This is a genomic window from Streptomyces adelaidensis, from assembly GCF_016598475.1.
GTDB classification, from domain to species: domain Bacteria; phylum Actinomycetota; class Actinomycetes; order Streptomycetales; family Streptomycetaceae; genus Streptomyces; species Streptomyces adelaidensis.
Map to the genome: position 1 here is coordinate 41,854 of NZ_JAEMUX010000033.1, position 16,071 is coordinate 57,924.

General features: G+C 72.3%; 13 protein-coding genes and 1 pseudogene. 8 read left to right on the forward strand and 6 right to left on the reverse strand.

What is annotated here, in order from left to right; translation table 11 throughout:
* Positions 1-29: 29 nt before the first annotated feature.
* Entirely contained in the window at positions 30-1,784 is a 1,755-nt protein-coding gene (locus I8N67_RS20360) for a glycoside hydrolase family 3 protein (RefSeq protein ID WP_200304584.1), read from the reverse strand.
* A 42-nt stretch (positions 1,785-1,826) separates the two neighbouring features.
* On the reverse strand, positions 1,827-3,134 hold the full coding sequence (locus I8N67_RS20365) for an MFS transporter (RefSeq protein WP_200304585.1): 1,308 nt from the start codon (positions 3,132-3,134) through the stop codon (positions 1,827-1,829).
* A 211-nt stretch (positions 3,135-3,345) separates the two neighbouring features.
* On the opposite strand from I8N67_RS20365, the gene I8N67_RS20370 reads away from it, so the two are divergent.
* A complete protein-coding gene (locus tag I8N67_RS20370; RefSeq protein ID WP_234045989.1) occupies positions 3,346-4,149 on the forward strand; it encodes a TetR/AcrR family transcriptional regulator in 804 nt (267 codons plus the stop codon).
* Positions 4,150-4,266: 117 nt separating this feature from the next.
* Positions 4,267-5,094, forward strand: a complete 828-nt coding sequence (locus I8N67_RS20375) for a rhomboid-like protein (RefSeq protein ID WP_234045990.1) — start codon at positions 4,267-4,269, stop codon at positions 5,092-5,094.
* Here the strand turns inward: I8N67_RS20375 and I8N67_RS43880 are convergent.
* From I8N67_RS43880 to I8N67_RS20385, 3 genes and pseudogenes are all read right to left on the reverse strand, one after another.
* Positions 5,070-5,195, reverse strand: a complete 126-nt coding sequence (locus I8N67_RS43880; RefSeq protein WP_267912789.1) for a hypothetical protein — start codon at positions 5,193-5,195, stop codon at positions 5,070-5,072. The two genes, I8N67_RS20375 and I8N67_RS43880, sit on opposite strands and share 25 nt — an antisense overlap.
* Before the next feature lie 155 nt (positions 5,196-5,350).
* Positions 5,351-5,722, reverse strand: a pseudogene (locus I8N67_RS44635) (ATP-binding cassette domain-containing protein); the annotation flags it as partial.
* Positions 5,723-6,038: 316 nt separating this feature from the next.
* Positions 6,039-6,683, reverse strand: a complete 645-nt coding sequence (locus I8N67_RS20385) for a GNAT family N-acetyltransferase (RefSeq protein ID WP_200304586.1) — start codon at positions 6,681-6,683, stop codon at positions 6,039-6,041.
* Between the two features lie 170 nt (positions 6,684-6,853).
* Between I8N67_RS20385 and lon the strand changes: the two genes are divergently transcribed.
* Both lon and I8N67_RS20395 read left to right on the forward strand, forming a co-directional pair.
* Positions 6,854-9,256, forward strand: a complete 2,403-nt coding sequence (lon, locus tag I8N67_RS20390; RefSeq protein ID WP_200304587.1) for an endopeptidase La — start codon at positions 6,854-6,856, stop codon at positions 9,254-9,256.
* Positions 9,257-9,514: 258 nt separating this feature from the next.
* Positions 9,515-10,042 (forward strand): MarR family winged helix-turn-helix transcriptional regulator, encoded by a 528-nt coding sequence (locus I8N67_RS20395; protein WP_372443763.1) that lies wholly within the window; start codon positions 9,515-9,517, stop codon positions 10,040-10,042.
* A gap of 50 nt (positions 10,043-10,092) precedes the next feature.
* Here I8N67_RS20395 and I8N67_RS20400 read toward each other — a convergent pair whose 3' ends face one another.
* The gene (locus I8N67_RS20400; RefSeq protein WP_200304588.1) at positions 10,093-10,878 is read right to left on the reverse strand and encodes a protein phosphatase 2C domain-containing protein; all 786 of its coding nucleotides are present in this window, start codon (positions 10,876-10,878) and stop codon (positions 10,093-10,095) included.
* Between the two features lie 357 nt (positions 10,879-11,235).
* On the opposite strand from I8N67_RS20400, the gene I8N67_RS20405 reads away from it, so the two are divergent.
* From I8N67_RS20405 to I8N67_RS20420, 4 genes are all read left to right on the forward strand, one after another.
* Positions 11,236-14,208, forward strand: a complete 2,973-nt coding sequence (locus tag I8N67_RS20405) for a sensor histidine kinase (protein ID WP_200304589.1) — start codon at positions 11,236-11,238, stop codon at positions 14,206-14,208.
* Positions 14,205-14,726, forward strand: a complete 522-nt coding sequence (locus I8N67_RS20410) for a roadblock/LC7 domain-containing protein (protein WP_200304590.1) — start codon at positions 14,205-14,207, stop codon at positions 14,724-14,726. The genes I8N67_RS20405 and I8N67_RS20410 overlap by 4 nt, the downstream gene beginning before the upstream one ends.
* Positions 14,723-15,229, forward strand: coding sequence for a DUF742 domain-containing protein (locus tag I8N67_RS20415; protein ID WP_200304591.1), 507 nt, complete (start codon positions 14,723-14,725; stop codon positions 15,227-15,229). The genes I8N67_RS20410 and I8N67_RS20415 overlap by 4 nt, the downstream gene beginning before the upstream one ends.
* 232 nt (positions 15,230-15,461) lie before the next feature.
* The gene (locus I8N67_RS20420; protein WP_200304620.1) at positions 15,462-16,037 is read left to right on the forward strand and encodes a GTP-binding protein; all 576 of its coding nucleotides are present in this window, start codon (positions 15,462-15,464) and stop codon (positions 16,035-16,037) included.
* Positions 16,038-16,071 lie beyond the last annotated feature (34 nt).

The window sequence follows — 16,071 nt, forward strand, 5'->3', positions numbered from 1 at the left end:
TACGGCGGCCCCGCCGCCACTTGGCGTGATCAGAGCACCAGGCCGTGGCCGTACGGGAAGACCGGGTCCTCGGTGTCGTTGGGTACGTCGGAGCGGGACGCCTCGACGGCCGCCATGGAACGCGGCAGCTCGAAGGGCAACCGGCCCTCGGCGCGGGCCCGTCCGAAGGCCACGTCCAGCAGGGCCGCGTCGGACGCCCCGTAGTCGGCGACGAGCGCGGCGGCCTTCGCGGCGATCTCCGGGAGTACGGCGGGGCGTTCCAGGTTGACGCAGACCAGGGTGGGCACGGCCTTGAGCAGCGCCAGGATCTCCTTCAGCCGCTCCTCGCCGAACGCCAGCGACCCGGCGTGGAAGAACGACTCGAAGAACCCCGGCCGTTCCTCATGCGGCGTGCGCAGCCGCAGCACGGCCACGTCCGCGTCGGCCGGCTCGGCCACGACATTGCCGTACAGGGACGCCGTCTGCGCGCCCACGCCCTCGACGTACAGGTTCGGGCGGTCGGTGAGGGGGAGCAGGGAGTGGTTGGTCAGGACCGTGAGGGAGCGGCGCTGGGCGGCGCGGCCGAGGGCGGTGAACTCGCTCGCGCCGACGGTCTCCTCGGCCCGGTTCGGGTCGACGTAGCGCCGCTCGAAGAGCCCGAGCACGAACTTCTCGCGCAGGAGCCGGCGTACGGAGGTATCGAGGCGCTCCTCGGAGATCCGGCCGGAGCGGACCAGCTCCACGATCACCTCGGGGCACTGTTCGCCGCCGAACTGGTCGGCGCCCGCGTCCAGGGACTTCGCCGCGCGTTCGGCGACGGTGAGGTGTTCGACGCCCCAGGCGCGGGCCTCGTGCATCTCGTCGCCGATGGGCGCGTCGGTGAGCAGGCCCCAGTCGGTGCAGACGATGCCGTCGAAGCCGAGGCGTTCGCGCAGCAGCCCGGTCAGGACGTCCCGGTTGAAGCCGAAGCCGACCTCCTCCCAGTCGTCCACACCGATCGGCCGGCCGTAGTACGGCATCATCTGCGAGCAGCCGGCCTCGATGGCCGCCTTGAACGGCGCGAGGTGGTGGTCGCGCATGCCGCCCGGATAGATCTGGTCCTTGCCGTGCGGGAAGTGCGGGTCCTCGCCGTCCTTCTGCGGTCCGCCGCCGGGGAAGTGCTTGACCATGGCGGCGACGGAGCGCGGACCGAGCCGGGGTCCTTGAAGACCGCGTACGTACGCCCGTACGAGTGCGCTCGTGACCTCGGCGGACGAGCCGAAGGTGCCGGACTGGCGGGACCAGCGGGGCTCGGTGGCGAGGTCGATCTGCGGATGCAGGGCGACGCGGAAGCCGACGGAGAGATACTCGCGGCGGACCGTGTCGCCGAACCGTTCCACCAGCTCCGGTTCGCCGATCGCGGCCAGGCCCAGGGGTTCGGGCCAGGCCGAGAAGGCGCCGGAGTTGAAGGACGCGCCCGGGTTGTCGGTGAACGAGTGGCGCGGGTCGGTGGAGAGGGTGACCGGGATGCCCAGCCGGGTGTCCGCCGCGAGCGCCTGGAGCCGGTTGACCCACTCGGCCGTCTCCCGGACGCCGTGCTGACCCAGGAGGTTGAAGTGGGTCAGATGCCCCTCCGTGACCAGCTCGGTGGTGCCGCGCCGGAGGAACGGTCCGTCGGTGGCGTCGACGAGCGTCCCGTCGCCGTTCATCGTCAGCATCGAGTGGAAGAGCTGGCCCGCCTTCTCCGCGAGGGTCATCCGGGCCAGGAGGTCCGCCACCCGTTCGTCGACGGGGCGGTTCGGGTCGCGGTACGGGGACGTGGGCATCCGGGTTCCTTGTATGTGGCGGCCGGGCGGGCCGGTGCGGGGCTACTTGACCGAGCGGACGAACCGGACGGCGAGGGCGCCCGCGACCGAGACGACGGCGCCGAAGAGGAACAGGGCGCTGTAGTTGCCGCCGCTCCCTCCCGCGCCGATGGCGAGCAGGCTGGGGGCGATGATCGGGACGAGGGACTGGGGCAGGGCGTTGCCGATGTTCAGGACGCCCATGTCCTTGGCGGACTCCTCCGGGTTGGGCAGCACCGCGGCGGCCAGTGCCATGTCCACCGAGAGGTAGAGGCCCTTCGCGAAGCCGAACACGACCATGGCGACCAGGTACATCCCGAACGTCTGGGAGGTCGCGACCAGCCCCAGACCGACGGCCATGCCGAGCGAGGAGCCCAGGACGTACGGCTTGCGGCGGCCCGAGCGGTCGGAGAGCTGACCGCCGACGAGCGAGCCGACGACGGTGGCCGCGACCATCACGAGGATGCCGACGAAGAACTTGTCGGCGACCTCGGTGCCGTCGTAACCCATCCGGTCCATCAGGAAGTAGACGGAGTAGCTGGTCACGCAGGCGGCGCCGGTGAAGATCAGGAAGCGGCCGGCGAAGTTCCACGCGAAGTCGGGGTGCCGGCGCGGATTCACCCAGAAGCTGCGCAGGAACTCCTTCACGCTGTACGGCTGGAAAGCGCCGGCGCGCGCCGGGCGGTCGCGGTCCTTGATGACCACGGTCAGGAAGCCGACGGAGGCCAGCCCGATCAGCCCGGGCACGAGGAACGCGAGGAAGAGCGAACCGCTGAAGAGCTGGGCGAGCCCCGCCCCGGCGACCATCGACAGCGACAGCGTCATGCCGACGATCCCGGAGACCCGGGCCCGCTGCCGGTCCGGGACCAGGTCAGGTACGCACGAGGTGAGCGCGGCGAGGGTGGCGTTGATGCCGAGCTGCGCGAGCGCCCAGCCGAGCATCAGCGTGAGCACGCTGGTGCCCAGGGCGACCACGAGAAGACCGGCGAACCCGGCGACCATGCCGCCGAGCAGCCACGGGCGGCGCCGGCCGAAACGGCTGGTCGTACGGTCCGACAGGGCGCCGAAGACCGGGTTGCCGAGCATCGCGAGCAGCGCGCCGACGGACAGCACCTGACCGAGGGCCGCACCCCGGTTCGCCTCCGGCACGATCTGGTTCACCCGCAGGGCGAGGGTGACGATGACCGGGGTGAGGACGGCGAGATAGGCGCCGAACTGGGCGAGGGCCAGGCCGAGGACGAGGGTGGCGGAGGCGGGCTCGATCTGTTCCGAGGGAGTGGGGGACGCAGCGGTCGCCTTGCTGAGCGGGGAGGCGTCTGGGGTGACGGCCATGGGCTCTCCTGGGGGACGAGGGCGGCATCATCGCCGCGCAGGCCCGTTCAGGGAAGCAGCAAAACCGAGTGGGTGCTAGGTATTGGTCAAGTGGCCAGAATCACGCCGCGCATGGCTTGAAGGGAGGGCCGGTTGACTCGTGTAACCGACGGTTCGCGCGGGCCTTCGAGGGCGCGGGATACGCGGCTGATCCGGGGATATGGTGACGGGCATGGTGCAGAACCGGAGGTCGGAAGGGTCTGGCGCGGGCGGGCCGGAAGGGTCCGGTGGGCGGAGCCGGGACGGCTCCGGCGCGCGAGGGGGAGAAGGCTCCGGCGGCCGGAGGGGGGAGGGCTCCGGCGGAGGGAAGCGGGAAGGGTCCGGCGGACGGAAACGAGAGGGTTCCGCCGGAGGGAAGCGGGAAGGGTCCGGTGCGCGTGGCTCGTACGCCGTCGGTGACGAGCGGCGGCTGCGGATTCTCGACACGGCCGTCGACCACTTCGCCGAGCGGGGTTTTCACGCCTCCTCGCTCGCCCGTATCGCCAAGGCCGTCGGCATCACCCAGGGCGGGCTCCTGCACCACTTCCGCACCAAGGAGGACCTCCTCGTCCAGGTGCTGGAGCGCATAGACGACAACGACCAGGAGCGGTTCTTCGCGCGCGACTTCGGGTCGGCCGCGGAGATGTTCGCCGTGCTCGTGAAGCTCGCCGAGTACAACAGCACCAGGCTCGGCCGCACCCGGATGTTCAACATCCTCGCGGCCGAGGCGGGCGACCCCGGGCACCCCGCCCACGCGTACTTCGTCAAGCGGTACGCGATGGTGGTGGACACCGTGTCCGGTGCGCTGAGGCGGGCGATCGAGACGGGTGAACTGCGGCCGGACACGGATGTGGTCGCCGTCGCGCAGGAGTTGGCAGCCGTGATGGACGGCCTCCAGGTCCAGTGGGTGCTGGACCCGAAGGGGTTCGACATGACGGGCCGGTTCCGGGCGTACGCGGAGCGGGTGTTGCGGGGGATCGGCACGGAGAGCGCGTAGCACGGAGACGGCGTAGAGCTGTCGGTTGACTGTGAATCATGTCGAGGGTGGCGGGGGTCACAGACAGGGGCGTACCGGGGCGTCGAGGGTGGGGTGAAACGGAAGGAGCGCCTCACCTTGGATGTCGCCGAGACCGTGGTGACCGCGGAGACCGCCGAGGCCCCTGCCGGGGCGGCGGCGGGGGCCGACGTGACGCCGTCGGTGGCTGGTCCGGTGCTCGACGGGATTCCGAGGCAGGCGGGGGCGGCACCCGCGCGGGTGAGGGCGTCGGAACCGGAAGAGGGGCCCGCCCGGCTCACCCGCCTTCGCCCCTGGCGGCTGCTCCCCACCCCCAGGGCCACGCCCTTCACCTTCTCCTACGCCACCGTCCTGGTGATCACCTCGGTCGTCGCCGCGTACGCCGACCCGGCCCTCGTGCACGCGCTGCACCAGGGCTCCAGCACGGACGTGGCACACCTCGTCCGGACCCCGGCGCTCGTGCTGTTCGCGAGTGCGCTGTGGGTCGCGGGTGGGGTCGGTTCGCCGTACGCCCTCGGTTTTCTGCTGGTGCTGACCGCGTTGGAGCGCCGTATCGGCGGGTGGCGCACGGCTGGCGTCTTCCTGCTGGGTCATGTGCTCGCCACCCTCGCGACCGAGGTCCCGGTGGGCTTCGCCGTCCTGGCGGGCCACCTTCCCGACAGCTCCCTCCACCGCCTCGACTACGGCATCAGCTTCGGGGTGGCGGCCACTGCCGGGTCGTTGGCGGGGCTGCTGTCGCAGTGGCTGCGGTGGCCGATCCTGGTGGGCTACGGGGCGATGCTGGTGGACGACCTGCTCGCGTTCACGGACCCGATGACGAACTGGGGGCACCTGATGGCGTTGGCGATCGGGGTCGCGACGTGGCCGGTGGTGCGGCGGTGGTGCCCGCGTCGGCGGGCGGCTCAGGCCGCCACGACGGCCGCGTAGCCGCCGGCCGCGGCGAGGGTGGCCGGCGGTCCGTGGAAGGCGACCCGGCCGGCGGGCGACAGGACGGTGGCGTCGTCGCAGGCGCCTTCCGTGTCCTCCATGAGGTGCGTCGACACGACCACGCAGGCCCAGCGGCCCAACCGCCGTACGAGGGCGTGGAAGTCGGATCGCCGACGGGGGCCGAGACCGGTCGTCGGCTCGTCGGCTCGTCGAGGAGGAGCAGGGCGGGTGAGTTGACGATGGCCTGGGTGATGCCGGCGCGCTGCTCCATGCCGTCGGAGAGGGTCCGGAGTCTGTGGCCGAGGCGGTCGCGCAGGCCGACGGCTTCCGCCGCACTGGTGACCGCCTTCGGGACGCGCCGACCTGGCATCTCGCGCAACCAGGCCGCGTAGGACAGGAACTCGCGGACCGCGCAGCCGCGGAACACGCCGAATTCCTGCGGGAGACAGCCGAGACGGCGCCGGATTTCGAGACGTTGCGCCGGGACGCGGGGGTCGCGGTCCAGGAGGCTCACCGAGCCCTCGGTGGGGGCGGTCGTGGTGGCGAGGACCCGGAGGAGAGTGGACTTTCCGGCGCCGTTGGGGCCGAGGACGGCGTGGACGCCCACGCCGGGGGTGAGGGTGAGGGTCAGATCGTCGAGGATCAGGGCGCGGCGGCGTACGGAGAGACGGTCGGTGTGAGTCACCGGGGCCCCGGGGTGGGCGGGGGTGCTGAAGGCGTGGTGGCGGAGGTAGAGGAGTTCTACGAGTACGGCGGCGCCGATGGCCCTGATCCGGGTGCGGGCGGCGGGTCGGTGCAGGACCGGCACCCGGGAAACGTGGTCATGCGGCGTCGGTGGCCGTCGGTCGATCGGGCCGTCAGGTCCTCAGGGACGGGGGTGTGCGCCGGTGGTGCGGGCACGGCCCGCGCGCCGGTCAGGCCGGGGGCGCGCGCTGCCCCCGGCCTCAGCCCGTGAACCTCGCGCTCGTCAGCGGCGCCACCACCGCCCAGCCCAAGGACTCGTACAGTGCCCGCCCGTCCGGTGTTCCACCCAACACCCCTGTCTCCGCGCCCAGCTCGGCGGCGGCCTGGGCCAGGGTGCGCATGACGAGGGTGCCGAGGCCGCGGCGGCGGTGGGCCGGGGAGGTCTCGATCTGGTCCACGACCGCCGTCCTCCCCGTCGGCGCGATCTGGCCGCGCGCGGCCAGGGAGCCGTCCGGCGCTGCGACCATCACCCGGGTCACGCCGCCGCGCGACCAGGTGCGCAACCGGTAGCCGTCGGGGGCGGGGGGCGGGGTCTCATCCGCCTTCAGTCGTACGGACATCAGGTACCCCGGCTCCGGGTCGACCCACCAGCCCTCGCCCAGCCAGGGGGTCACCCTCTGTGGCTCCGCGAACACCTTGAGCCAGACCCCCGCTCCGGTGACCGCGTCCGCCACCTTCCGGACGGTCGCTTCCTCCACCTCGTCGCCCGTCGCGGAGAAGACGTGGCGGGTGACGTGGTGGGCCATGCCCATGTCGATCGTGCAGCCCCAGGGCTCGGCCGCCGGGGGCGCCGCGCCACGCGATACGACCCATCCGTCGACCCAGGCCCGCACGATTCCGTCCACCGCGACTCCATGTGTGTAATAGGTGTGATTGACCTAAGGGTATTACGTCGACTGCGTGCCCGTATCCCTGCGGTGATCGCCCACAGCGAACGCACGCTCTCCCGGGGAACATTCCTCCGCTCAGCTGCATTGAGTCGGCATTGCTCAACTTGACTGCCTGAGGAGAGATCATGGCTTCGACGTCCGCACCGCTCACTCTGCCCGTGCTGCCGCTCGACGAAGAGGTCGTGCTGCCGGGCATGGTGGTGCCGTTGGACCTCAATGACACGGATGTACGGGCCGCGGTGGAGGCCGCGCAGGCGGCGGCGCGGGCGGAGTCCGGCAAGCCGCGGGTGCTGCTGGTGCCGCGGATCGACGGGGCGTACGCGGGCACGGGTGTGCTCGGGACCGTCGAGCAGGTCGGACGGCTGGCCGACGGGGATCCCGGGGCGCTCATCCGCGCGATCGGACGGGTGCGGATCGGGGCCGGGACGACCGGGCCCGGCGTCGCGCTGTGGGTCGAGGGGACGCGGTTCGACGAGAGCGTGCCGGAGCCGCTGCCCGGCCATGCCGGTGAACTCGTCAAGGAGTACAAGGCACTCGCCACCAGCTGGCTGCGCAAGCGCGGCGCCTGGCAGGTCGTGGACCGCGTCCAGGCCATCGACGACGTCTCCGCGCTCGCCGACAACTCCGGATACTCGCCCTTCCTGACCACCGAGCAGAAGGTGCTGCTCCTGGAGACGGCCGACCCGATCGCCCGGCTGAAGCTCGCCACCCAGCAGCTGCGCGACCACCTCGCGGAGCAGGACGTCGCCGAGACCATCGCCAAGGACGTCCAGGAAGGCGTCGACAAGCAGCAGCGCGACTTCCTGTTGCGCCGCCAGCTCGAAGCCGTACGCAAGGAACTGCGCGAGCTGAACGGGGAGAAGGACGGCGAGGAGTCGGACGACTACCGGGCGCGCGTCGAGGCCGCCGATCTGCCTCAGACGGTACGGGAGGCCGCGCTCAAGGAGGTCGACAAGCTGGAGCGGTCCAGCGACCAGTCGCCCGAGGGCGGCTGGATCCGTACCTGGCTGGACACGGTTCTCGAGCTTCCCTGGAACGAGCGGACCGAGGACTCGTACGACATCCAGGGCGCCAAGGCCGTGCTCGACGCCGAGCACGCGGGTCTGGAGGACGTGAAGGAGCGCATCACCGAGTACCTCGCCGTGCGCAAGCGGCGGTCGGAGCGGGGGCTGGGCGTCGTCGGCGGACGGCGCGGCGGCGCTGTGCTCGCCCTCGTCGGGCCGCCCGGCGTCGGCAAGACCAGCCTCGGCGAGTCCGTGGCGCATGCCATGGGGCGCAAGTTCGTCCGGGTCGCGCTCGGTGGTGTGCGCGACGAGGCGGAGATCCGCGGACACCGGCGTACGTACGTGGGCGCACTGCCCGGACGGGTCGTCCGGGCCATCAAGGAGGCGGGTTCCATGAACCCCGTCGTCCTCCTCGACGAGATCGACAAGGTGGGCTCCGACTACCGGGGCGACCCCGCCGCGGCCCTCCTCGAAGTCCTCGACCCCGCCCAGAACCACACCTTCCGCGACCACTACCTGGAAGTGGAACTGGACCTGAGCGACGTCGTCTTCCTCGCCACGGCCAATGTGCTCGAGGCGATTCCGGAGGCGTTGCTCGACCGGATGGAGCTCGTCCGGCTGGACGGGTACACCGAGGACGAGAAGGTCGTCATCGCCCGGGACCACCTGCTGCCGCGGCAGTTGGAGCGCGCCGGGCTCGCCGCCGACGAGGTCGCCCTCGACGAGAGCGCGCTGCGCAAGCTCGCCGGTGAGTACACCCGTGAGGCCGGCGTACGGAACCTGGAGCGGTCCGTCGCCCGGCTGCTGCGCAAGGTGGCGGCCCAGCACGAACTGGGGCGGCGGGAGCTGCCGTTCACCGTCACGGACGGCGATCTGCGCGGCCTCATCGGGCGCCCGCACCACGTGCCCGAGTCGGCGCAGGACCCGGCGGAGCGGCGGACGGCCGTGCCGGGTGTCGCGACCGGCCTCGCGGTCACCGGCGCGGGCGGCGACGTCCTCTACGTCGAGGCGTCGCTCGCCGACCCGGAGACCGGCGCGGCGGGGCTGACCCTCACCGGCCAGCTGGGCGACGTGATGAAGGAGTCCGCGCAGATCGCCCTCTCCTTCCTGCGCTCGCACGGCGCGGAGTTGGAGCTGCCCGTCGCCGACCTCAAGGACCGGGGCGTGCACATCCACTTCCCGGCGGGCGCGGTCCCCAAGGACGGCCCGAGCGCCGGCGTCACCATGACGACGGCCCTCGCCTCGCTCCTGTCCGGGCGGCTCGTCCGTACGGATGTGGCGATGACGGGTGAGGTCTCGCTGACGGGGCGGGTGCTGCCCATCGGCGGCGTCAAGCAGAAGCTGCTCGCCGCGCACCGGGCCGGCGTCACCACCGTCGTCATCCCCAAGCGCAACGAGCCCGACCTCGACGACGTCCCCGCCGAGGTCCTCGACAAGCTCGACGTCCACGCCGTCACGGACGTACGCCAGGTGCTGGAGCTGGCGCTCGCTCCGGCGGCCGTGGAGGTGCCGGTGGCCGCCTGACCCCGACGGCTGCTCCGCGAGGCGCGGCCGCGCCAGGCACGGCGGCTCCACAAGGCTCCGGTGGTGGTGTGACGGACACCCACCGGAGGGGAGAAGGCCCGGGTCCCGTGAAGGGGTCCGGGCCTCTCCTTCGCGCCGGCCGGGTGAAGGGTTGTCGGCCGACGGCCCCATCCTGCGAAATACTTGCGCTGCTGCCGGCAATGGCGGTCTTCGGCGGAAATTTCTCAGAGACGCGGCATCGACATCAGGAGCACCGACGTGCACGACGAGGGCGGGAAAGGCGACGACGACGGCGGCGTCGGGGCCGACATGCCGGTGGGCGGTATGCCCCCGGCCGGTACGCCGGTGGGCGGCATGGACCAGGCGTATCTGGCGCTGGAACGGGAGCTGACGGTCCTGTTGCGGCGGGCCCGCGCCAAGTCCGGGGAGATGGCCCGGGCCGTCCACCCCGACCTGGAGTCCGCCGCGTACGGCCTCCTCGCCCGACTCGACCAGACCGGCCGCCTGCGCGCCACCGAACTGGCCGCCTTCATCGGCGTCGGCAAGGCCACCATGTCCCGTCAACTCCGCGCCCTGGAACACCTCGGCCTCATCGCCCGCGAACCCGACCCCGCCGACGGCCGCGCCTGGCTCGTCCACCTCACGGAGGAGGGCCGGGACCGGTTCCGCGCGGTCCGGGACGCCCGCCGGGTCGCGTACGTACGACAGCTGGCCGGGTGGGACCGGGACGAGGTGGCCGAACTCGCGCGGCTGCTGCATCAGCTGAACCGGGGTGTGGAGGGCTGAGGGCCACTACCCCTGACCCGCACCACTGCGCACCTCACCACTGCGCACCCTCACCACTCCACGACCACCACACTCGCGTCGTCATGCGTCTTGCTCCGCCCCAGGAACTCCCGCTCCACATCGGTGGTTTCGAGTTCCCGCACCCGCTGCACCAGCCCCCGGGCCCCCGTCTTCCGTACCAGGGTGAGGCAGTCCGCCCAGTCGCCCTCGCGGAACTTCTCCACCCACCGGCTCGCCCCGTCCGTCAACGCGACGAGTGCCCGGACCTCCTCGCGGGGCACGACGCCCGTCACCGCCCGCGCGGCGACGGCCGGATCGGCGGCCGCCGTCCAGAAGCCGCCCTCCTTGTTGCGGACCGTGGAATCGGCGATGGCGGCGGTGGCCAGGGAGGACCTCGGGAGCCGGGAGAGGCGGTCGTCCAGTACGGCTGTCACGGTGCCGTCCGGCCGCTCGAACAGGAGGGCGGAGTCCGACAGGACCAGGTACTCCAGGGCGGCGGCGGACCAGCGGGCGAGAACCACTGTGGCCTGCGGAGTTCGCTGGTGAGAAAGGTCACAGGTTTGGGTGTGGGCCCGCGCGGTACGAGAGATGGCCTGTGCGAGGACCTCGGGCAAGGGGGAATCCCGTAGTGAAACGGATAGTTCGGTCAGGGCGCCGCCCAGGCGGGAAGTGAACCATGCGACCGAATGTCGACAGCCGTAGTCGGTGGCCGGTGGGGTCACACCGTCGAGGAGGACGAGGGCGCCGCCCTGTCCCGCCGCGGGCAGGGCGACCGACGCGAAGTCCTCGTTGGGGCGAGTGGGGTCGCCGGGCTCCGAGACGAGTTCAGTGCGCATTCGGCCAGTCTGCACGAGCCCTCCACGAGATCCGCGAAAGGCCGACAATGGTCGCCGTACGCCCCGGACCCTCCAGGCCGGGCGCCGGGTTTGGCATGGAATGAACGTCAGTGGCGAAGCGCGGCGGCGAATACTGTCAAAGCGCGTCGCCGACGTCCAACCGGCCCGCCACACGGGGCATCGGCACGAGCCGAAGGAACTTGCTCGCCAACTCCCCGGGGATGTTCACTCCTTCGGGTGGCGGGACTGATGATGCGGGACCGCTGCCCACCGGCACTGGGAGGGTCGGGAGCCGTACCGGGGGACGCTCATAAGTTGACGGAACGTCACCCGGGCCCATGGGTAAACGAGTCAGGAATGCGAGCACCGGTGCAGAAGACGCGGCCTCGGCGCGCAGGCAAGCAGGCGGCCTCGAAGGCCTCCGCGGCCTCCCCGAACCAGCAGGGGACGGCGGACCGGCAGGCCCCCGCCGTCGGCACCGGGCGGAAGGCGCACGTACGCAACCGGCTCATCGTCGCCGTGGCCGTCGTGGCCGCCGCCATAGCGGGCGCCGGAGCTCCCTCGGTCCTCGCCGCCTCGGAGCAACTGCACGACACCCAGAGCCTGGTGACGCTCGCCGAACAGACCCAGGAGACGCTCACGCTGGCGCACGCGCTGGCGGACGAGCGGGACGAGATCACCGTGTACGTCGCCGCCGGGCGGCCCGAGTCGGCCGTGCCCGGCAAACAGCGCGGTGACCGCGTCGACCTCCAGGTCGAGGAGCTGAGCGCGGACACCGACACGTCCGCCGCGCTGCGGGAGGACATCAAGTCCATCGCCGGCGTACGGGAAGCGGCGCTCTCCGGAAAGAGCACCGCTCTCGAAACGCATCAGGCGTACACCGCCGTCGTCACCGAACTGCACGCCCTCGCCGAGGAACTCGCCGAGCAGTTGCCGCCCCGCGCGGGCGGCGGGGCGTACGCGCTCGCCGAACTCGACAGCGCCGTCCAGCAGGCCGCCGCCGCCCGCGGCCTGCTGGTCGCCGCGCTCAGCGTGCCGACCACCACCCGGACGGTCGTCGACCCGATCACCGGGCTGCCCACCACCACGACCGGCGCCACGGCCGCCGACGAGAAGCAGCGCGACGCCCTCGGTGCCGCCGCCCAGCAGGCCCGCGTCCGCTCCGACGCCGCTCTCGCCCACTTCCGCGAGATCGCGCCCGCCACCGCCCGCTCCTCGTACGACGCCACGGTCACCGGACCCGAGGCGGACACCGCCGACACGTACCTGGCGAGCCTCACCGACCAGCCCACCCTCTCCGACAGCGAGGCGGGCACCAGCGCCAAGAAGGTCGACGCGGCGCTCTCCGCCCGCGTGGACCTGATGCGCGGCGCCGAGTCCTCCCTCTACGACCGGCGCACCAAGGACCTCGCCCAGCTCCGCGACGACGACGTCACCGCGCTGGAGATCCGCGTCGCCCTCCTCGGCGCCCTGATGCTGCTCGCCGTCGGTGTCGCCACCGGCATGGCCCGCTCGCTCACCCGCCCGCTCGCGGTCCTGCGCATCGGCTCGGCCCGGCTCGCCGGCGACCCGGCCACCGAGGAACCCGTCAAGTTCACCGGCCGTAACGACGAGTTCGCCCAGGTCGTGCGCTCCGTCAACGCGCTCCACGCGCACGCCCTCGCGCTGCACGAGCGCCTCGCGCCCCTGGAAGGCGACCGCAAGCACCTCATCGGCCAGCGCCGGACCATGGCCGACGACCGCGACCGGCTGCGCGCCGAACTCGCCGAGGCCACCGGGTACCTGGCGAAGGTCCAGCACAGCGTGCACGCCACCTTCGTCAACCTCGCGCTGCGCACCCTCGGCCTCGTCGAGCGGCAGCTCGCCGTCATCGAGTCCCTGGAGGAGCGCGAGCAGGACCCCGACCGGCTCGCCACGTTCTTCAAGCTCGACCACTTCGCGACCGTCATGCGCCGCCACAGCGAGAACCTCCTCGTCCTGGCCGGCCACGAGCACATCCAGCACCACGCCGGACCCGTCCCGCTCGTCGACGTCGTCCGCGCCGCGGTCAGCGAGATCGAGCGCTACGAGCGGGTCCGCATCGCCACGCTGCCGCCGGGCGCGCACGTCGCCGGGTTCGCCGCCGACGACCTCAGCCACCTCCTCGCCGAACTCCTGGAGAACGGCACGTCGTTCTCGCCGCCGGAGATGTCCGTCGAGGTCTCCGGCCGGCTGACGGAGAACGGCGAGATCACCCTCTGCGTCCAGGACGGCGGCATCGGTGTCGCCCCCGACCGGCTCGCCCGGCTCAACTCCCGCCTCACCGACTTCGACCCCGACGCCCCCTACGACCAGGAGGGCGGCCAGGGCCTCGGCCTCGGCCTGTACGTCGTCGCCCGCCTCGCCCACCGGCTCGGCACCCGCGTACGGCTCCAGGAGCACGGCTCGGGAGGCACCGCCGCGGTGGTCGTCGTGCCCAAGGGGCTGCTGGCCACCGGGTCCGCCGCACCCGCGGGCACCCCGGCCGGAGTCATGCCCACGCTCACCCTGCCGGGCGCCGGTGCCGAGGCCAACTCCAACGTCCTGCCCGGCCGATCCGTCGCCGTACGCGAGCCGGAGGGCGACGGCGACCCGCTCATCGAGGCGGCCGAGCGGGCGATCCTGGCGAGGGAGGCCGTGGGGACGGCCGCCGACGCCCGGACCGAGTCCGTCTTCGAATCCGCGCCCGCGCCCGCACCCGCGCCCGCACCCGCGCCCGCGCCCGTACCCGCGCCCGCGCCCGTACCCGCGCCCGTACCCGCGCCCGCGCCCGCACCCGCGCCCGCACCCGCGCCTGAGTCCGCGCCCGTCTCCGAATCCGTGTCCGAGACGACCATGGAGCTCTTCGCTCCGGTGGGCCCGGGGAGGGCCGACGAGGCGGACCTCGACGACGAGGACATCGCGGCCGCGGACGCCGACGATCCGTACGGCTTCGGATCCGACACGCATGAGCGTGCCGCCGACGAAGCCGGCGAAGGGGACTCGGCGCGCACGGCGGAGGCCGCGTGGCCCCCGGCGGAGGCGCCGCGGGCCGAGCAGGCCCCACGCGTCACCGACAAGGGCCTGCCCAAGCGCACACCCAGGATCACCGCGCCCGTGCCCACGGCCCCCAGGCCCAGGGTCGGGGGCGTGAACGCCGAGGAGCTCCGCCGGCGGCTCGGCGGATTCCACCAGGGGGCCAAGGAGGGGCGCCGCGACGTCGAGGCGGAGATCGCCGAGCAGTCGGGCGAGACACGGATTCCCGCGACGATCGAGTACCGAACAGAGGCAGTTGACACCACGGGGGGCACTTCCGAGGAGGAAAGCAGTTGACCGCGCCCATTACCTTCGGACTGAGCAGTGAAGCCCGTAACCTGCACTGGCTGCTGACGAACCTCGTCGAGGAGGTGCCGGGGCTGCTGTCGGTCGCGGTGGTCTCCTCCGACGGACTGCTGCTGCTCTCCTCCGACCCCGGCAGAATCGCCGAGGCCCGCCAGGCCCCCGGCGAGCGGCCCCAGGGCCCCCGGGGCTCCGCCGCCGACCTGGCCACCATCGTCTCCGGCATCGGCAGCCTCACCATCGGCGCCGCCAAGCTGATGGAGTTCGGCGGGGTCAAGCAGACGATGGTCGCGATGGCCGAGGGCAGCCTCTTCGTGATGTCGATCAGCGACGGCTCGCTGCTCGGCGTGCACGGCGCCCCGGACTGCGACATGAGCGTGGTGGCGTACCACATGGCCCTCTTCGTCGGCCGCGCCGGCCATGTCCTCACCCCGGAGCTCCGCAGCGAACTGCGCAAGTCCCTGGAGGCCGAGTCCGAGAAGGAGACCGAGGCGGCCGGGAGCAGTCGATGAGCGGCTCGAAGAAGACCAAGGTCCGCGGCCCCAAGTCGCCCGGTCCGGCGAAGAAGCCGACCGCGTCGAAGGGCGCGAAGAGGCTGCCCACGCGCGGCGGCGACCGCACACCCGCCCGCGTACGCCCCTACTCGCTCACCGGCGGCCGCACCCGCTTCGGCCACGTCCTGCTCGTGGAGACGTTCGTCGCCGTCGCCGCACTCGAAGCCGCGCCGGAGCGGCCCGAGTTGGCCGGGGGCCCGGCCCACCTGTTCAGGGGCGGGGGTGGTTCACTCAACGCCAAGGTGATGCCCGAGATGCGGGCCATCATCGAACTCTGCCGCCGTATGCGGACGGTGGCGGAGATCGCCGCGCTGCTGAAGATGCCGCTCGGCGTGGTCCGCGTCCTCCTCAGTGATCTCGCGGACCAGGGAAAGATCCGCGTGTACGGAACAGGTCACGGCCCGGGACAGCCGGACCGCGCTCTGCTGGAAAGGGTGCTGAGTGGACTCCGCAGTCTCTGACGCCGCCTCGCCTGGCGTCACCCCCGACGCCTCGCCCGGCGTCACCCCGGGCGTCGACGACGACGCCCCCCGCGTCGAGCTCGACGCGGACGCTCCTTGTCTCGACCCCGGCGCCGCCCGGGCGGCCTCCCCAGGGCTCGACCGGCTCACCGGCCCCGCGACCGAGCCCGAGCCCGAGCCCGGGCCCGAGCCCGGGCCCGAGGAAGCGGTCGCGGCGGAGCCCGAGGAGGAGCTGAAGCCCTGGCAGTCCGACCTCTCCCGGGCCCCCATCGCCACGAAGATCGTGGTGGCGGGCGGCTTCGGCGTCGGCAAGACCACCTTCGTCGGCGCGGTCTCCGAGATCACCCCTCTGCGCACCGAGGCGCTGATGACCGAGGCGAGCGTCGGCACGGACGACCTCTCCGCGACACCGAACAAGGTCACCACCACCGTGGCCATGGACTACGGCCGCATCACCCTCTCCGACGACCTCGTCCTCTACCTGTTCGGCACGCCCGGCCAGGAGCGGTTCTGGTTCATGTGGGACGACATGGTGCGCGGCGCGATCGGCGCGGTCGTCCTCGCCGACACCCGCCGCCTGGACGACTGCTTCCCCGCTCTCGACTACTTCGAGAGCTGCGGACTGCCGTACGTCGTCGCGGTCAACGAGTTCGACGGCAGTGCGCGGTTCGAGCCGGAGGACGTACGGGACGCGCTGTCCGTGTCCGCGCATGTACCTGTCATGATCATGGACGCGCGTACCCGGGCCTCGGCGATGCAGACCCTGCTGGCGCTCTGCTCGCACGCGATATCCGTCAGCCCCGAGTAGTCCCTCCCAGCGGGACGACACGGACGAACCAGGA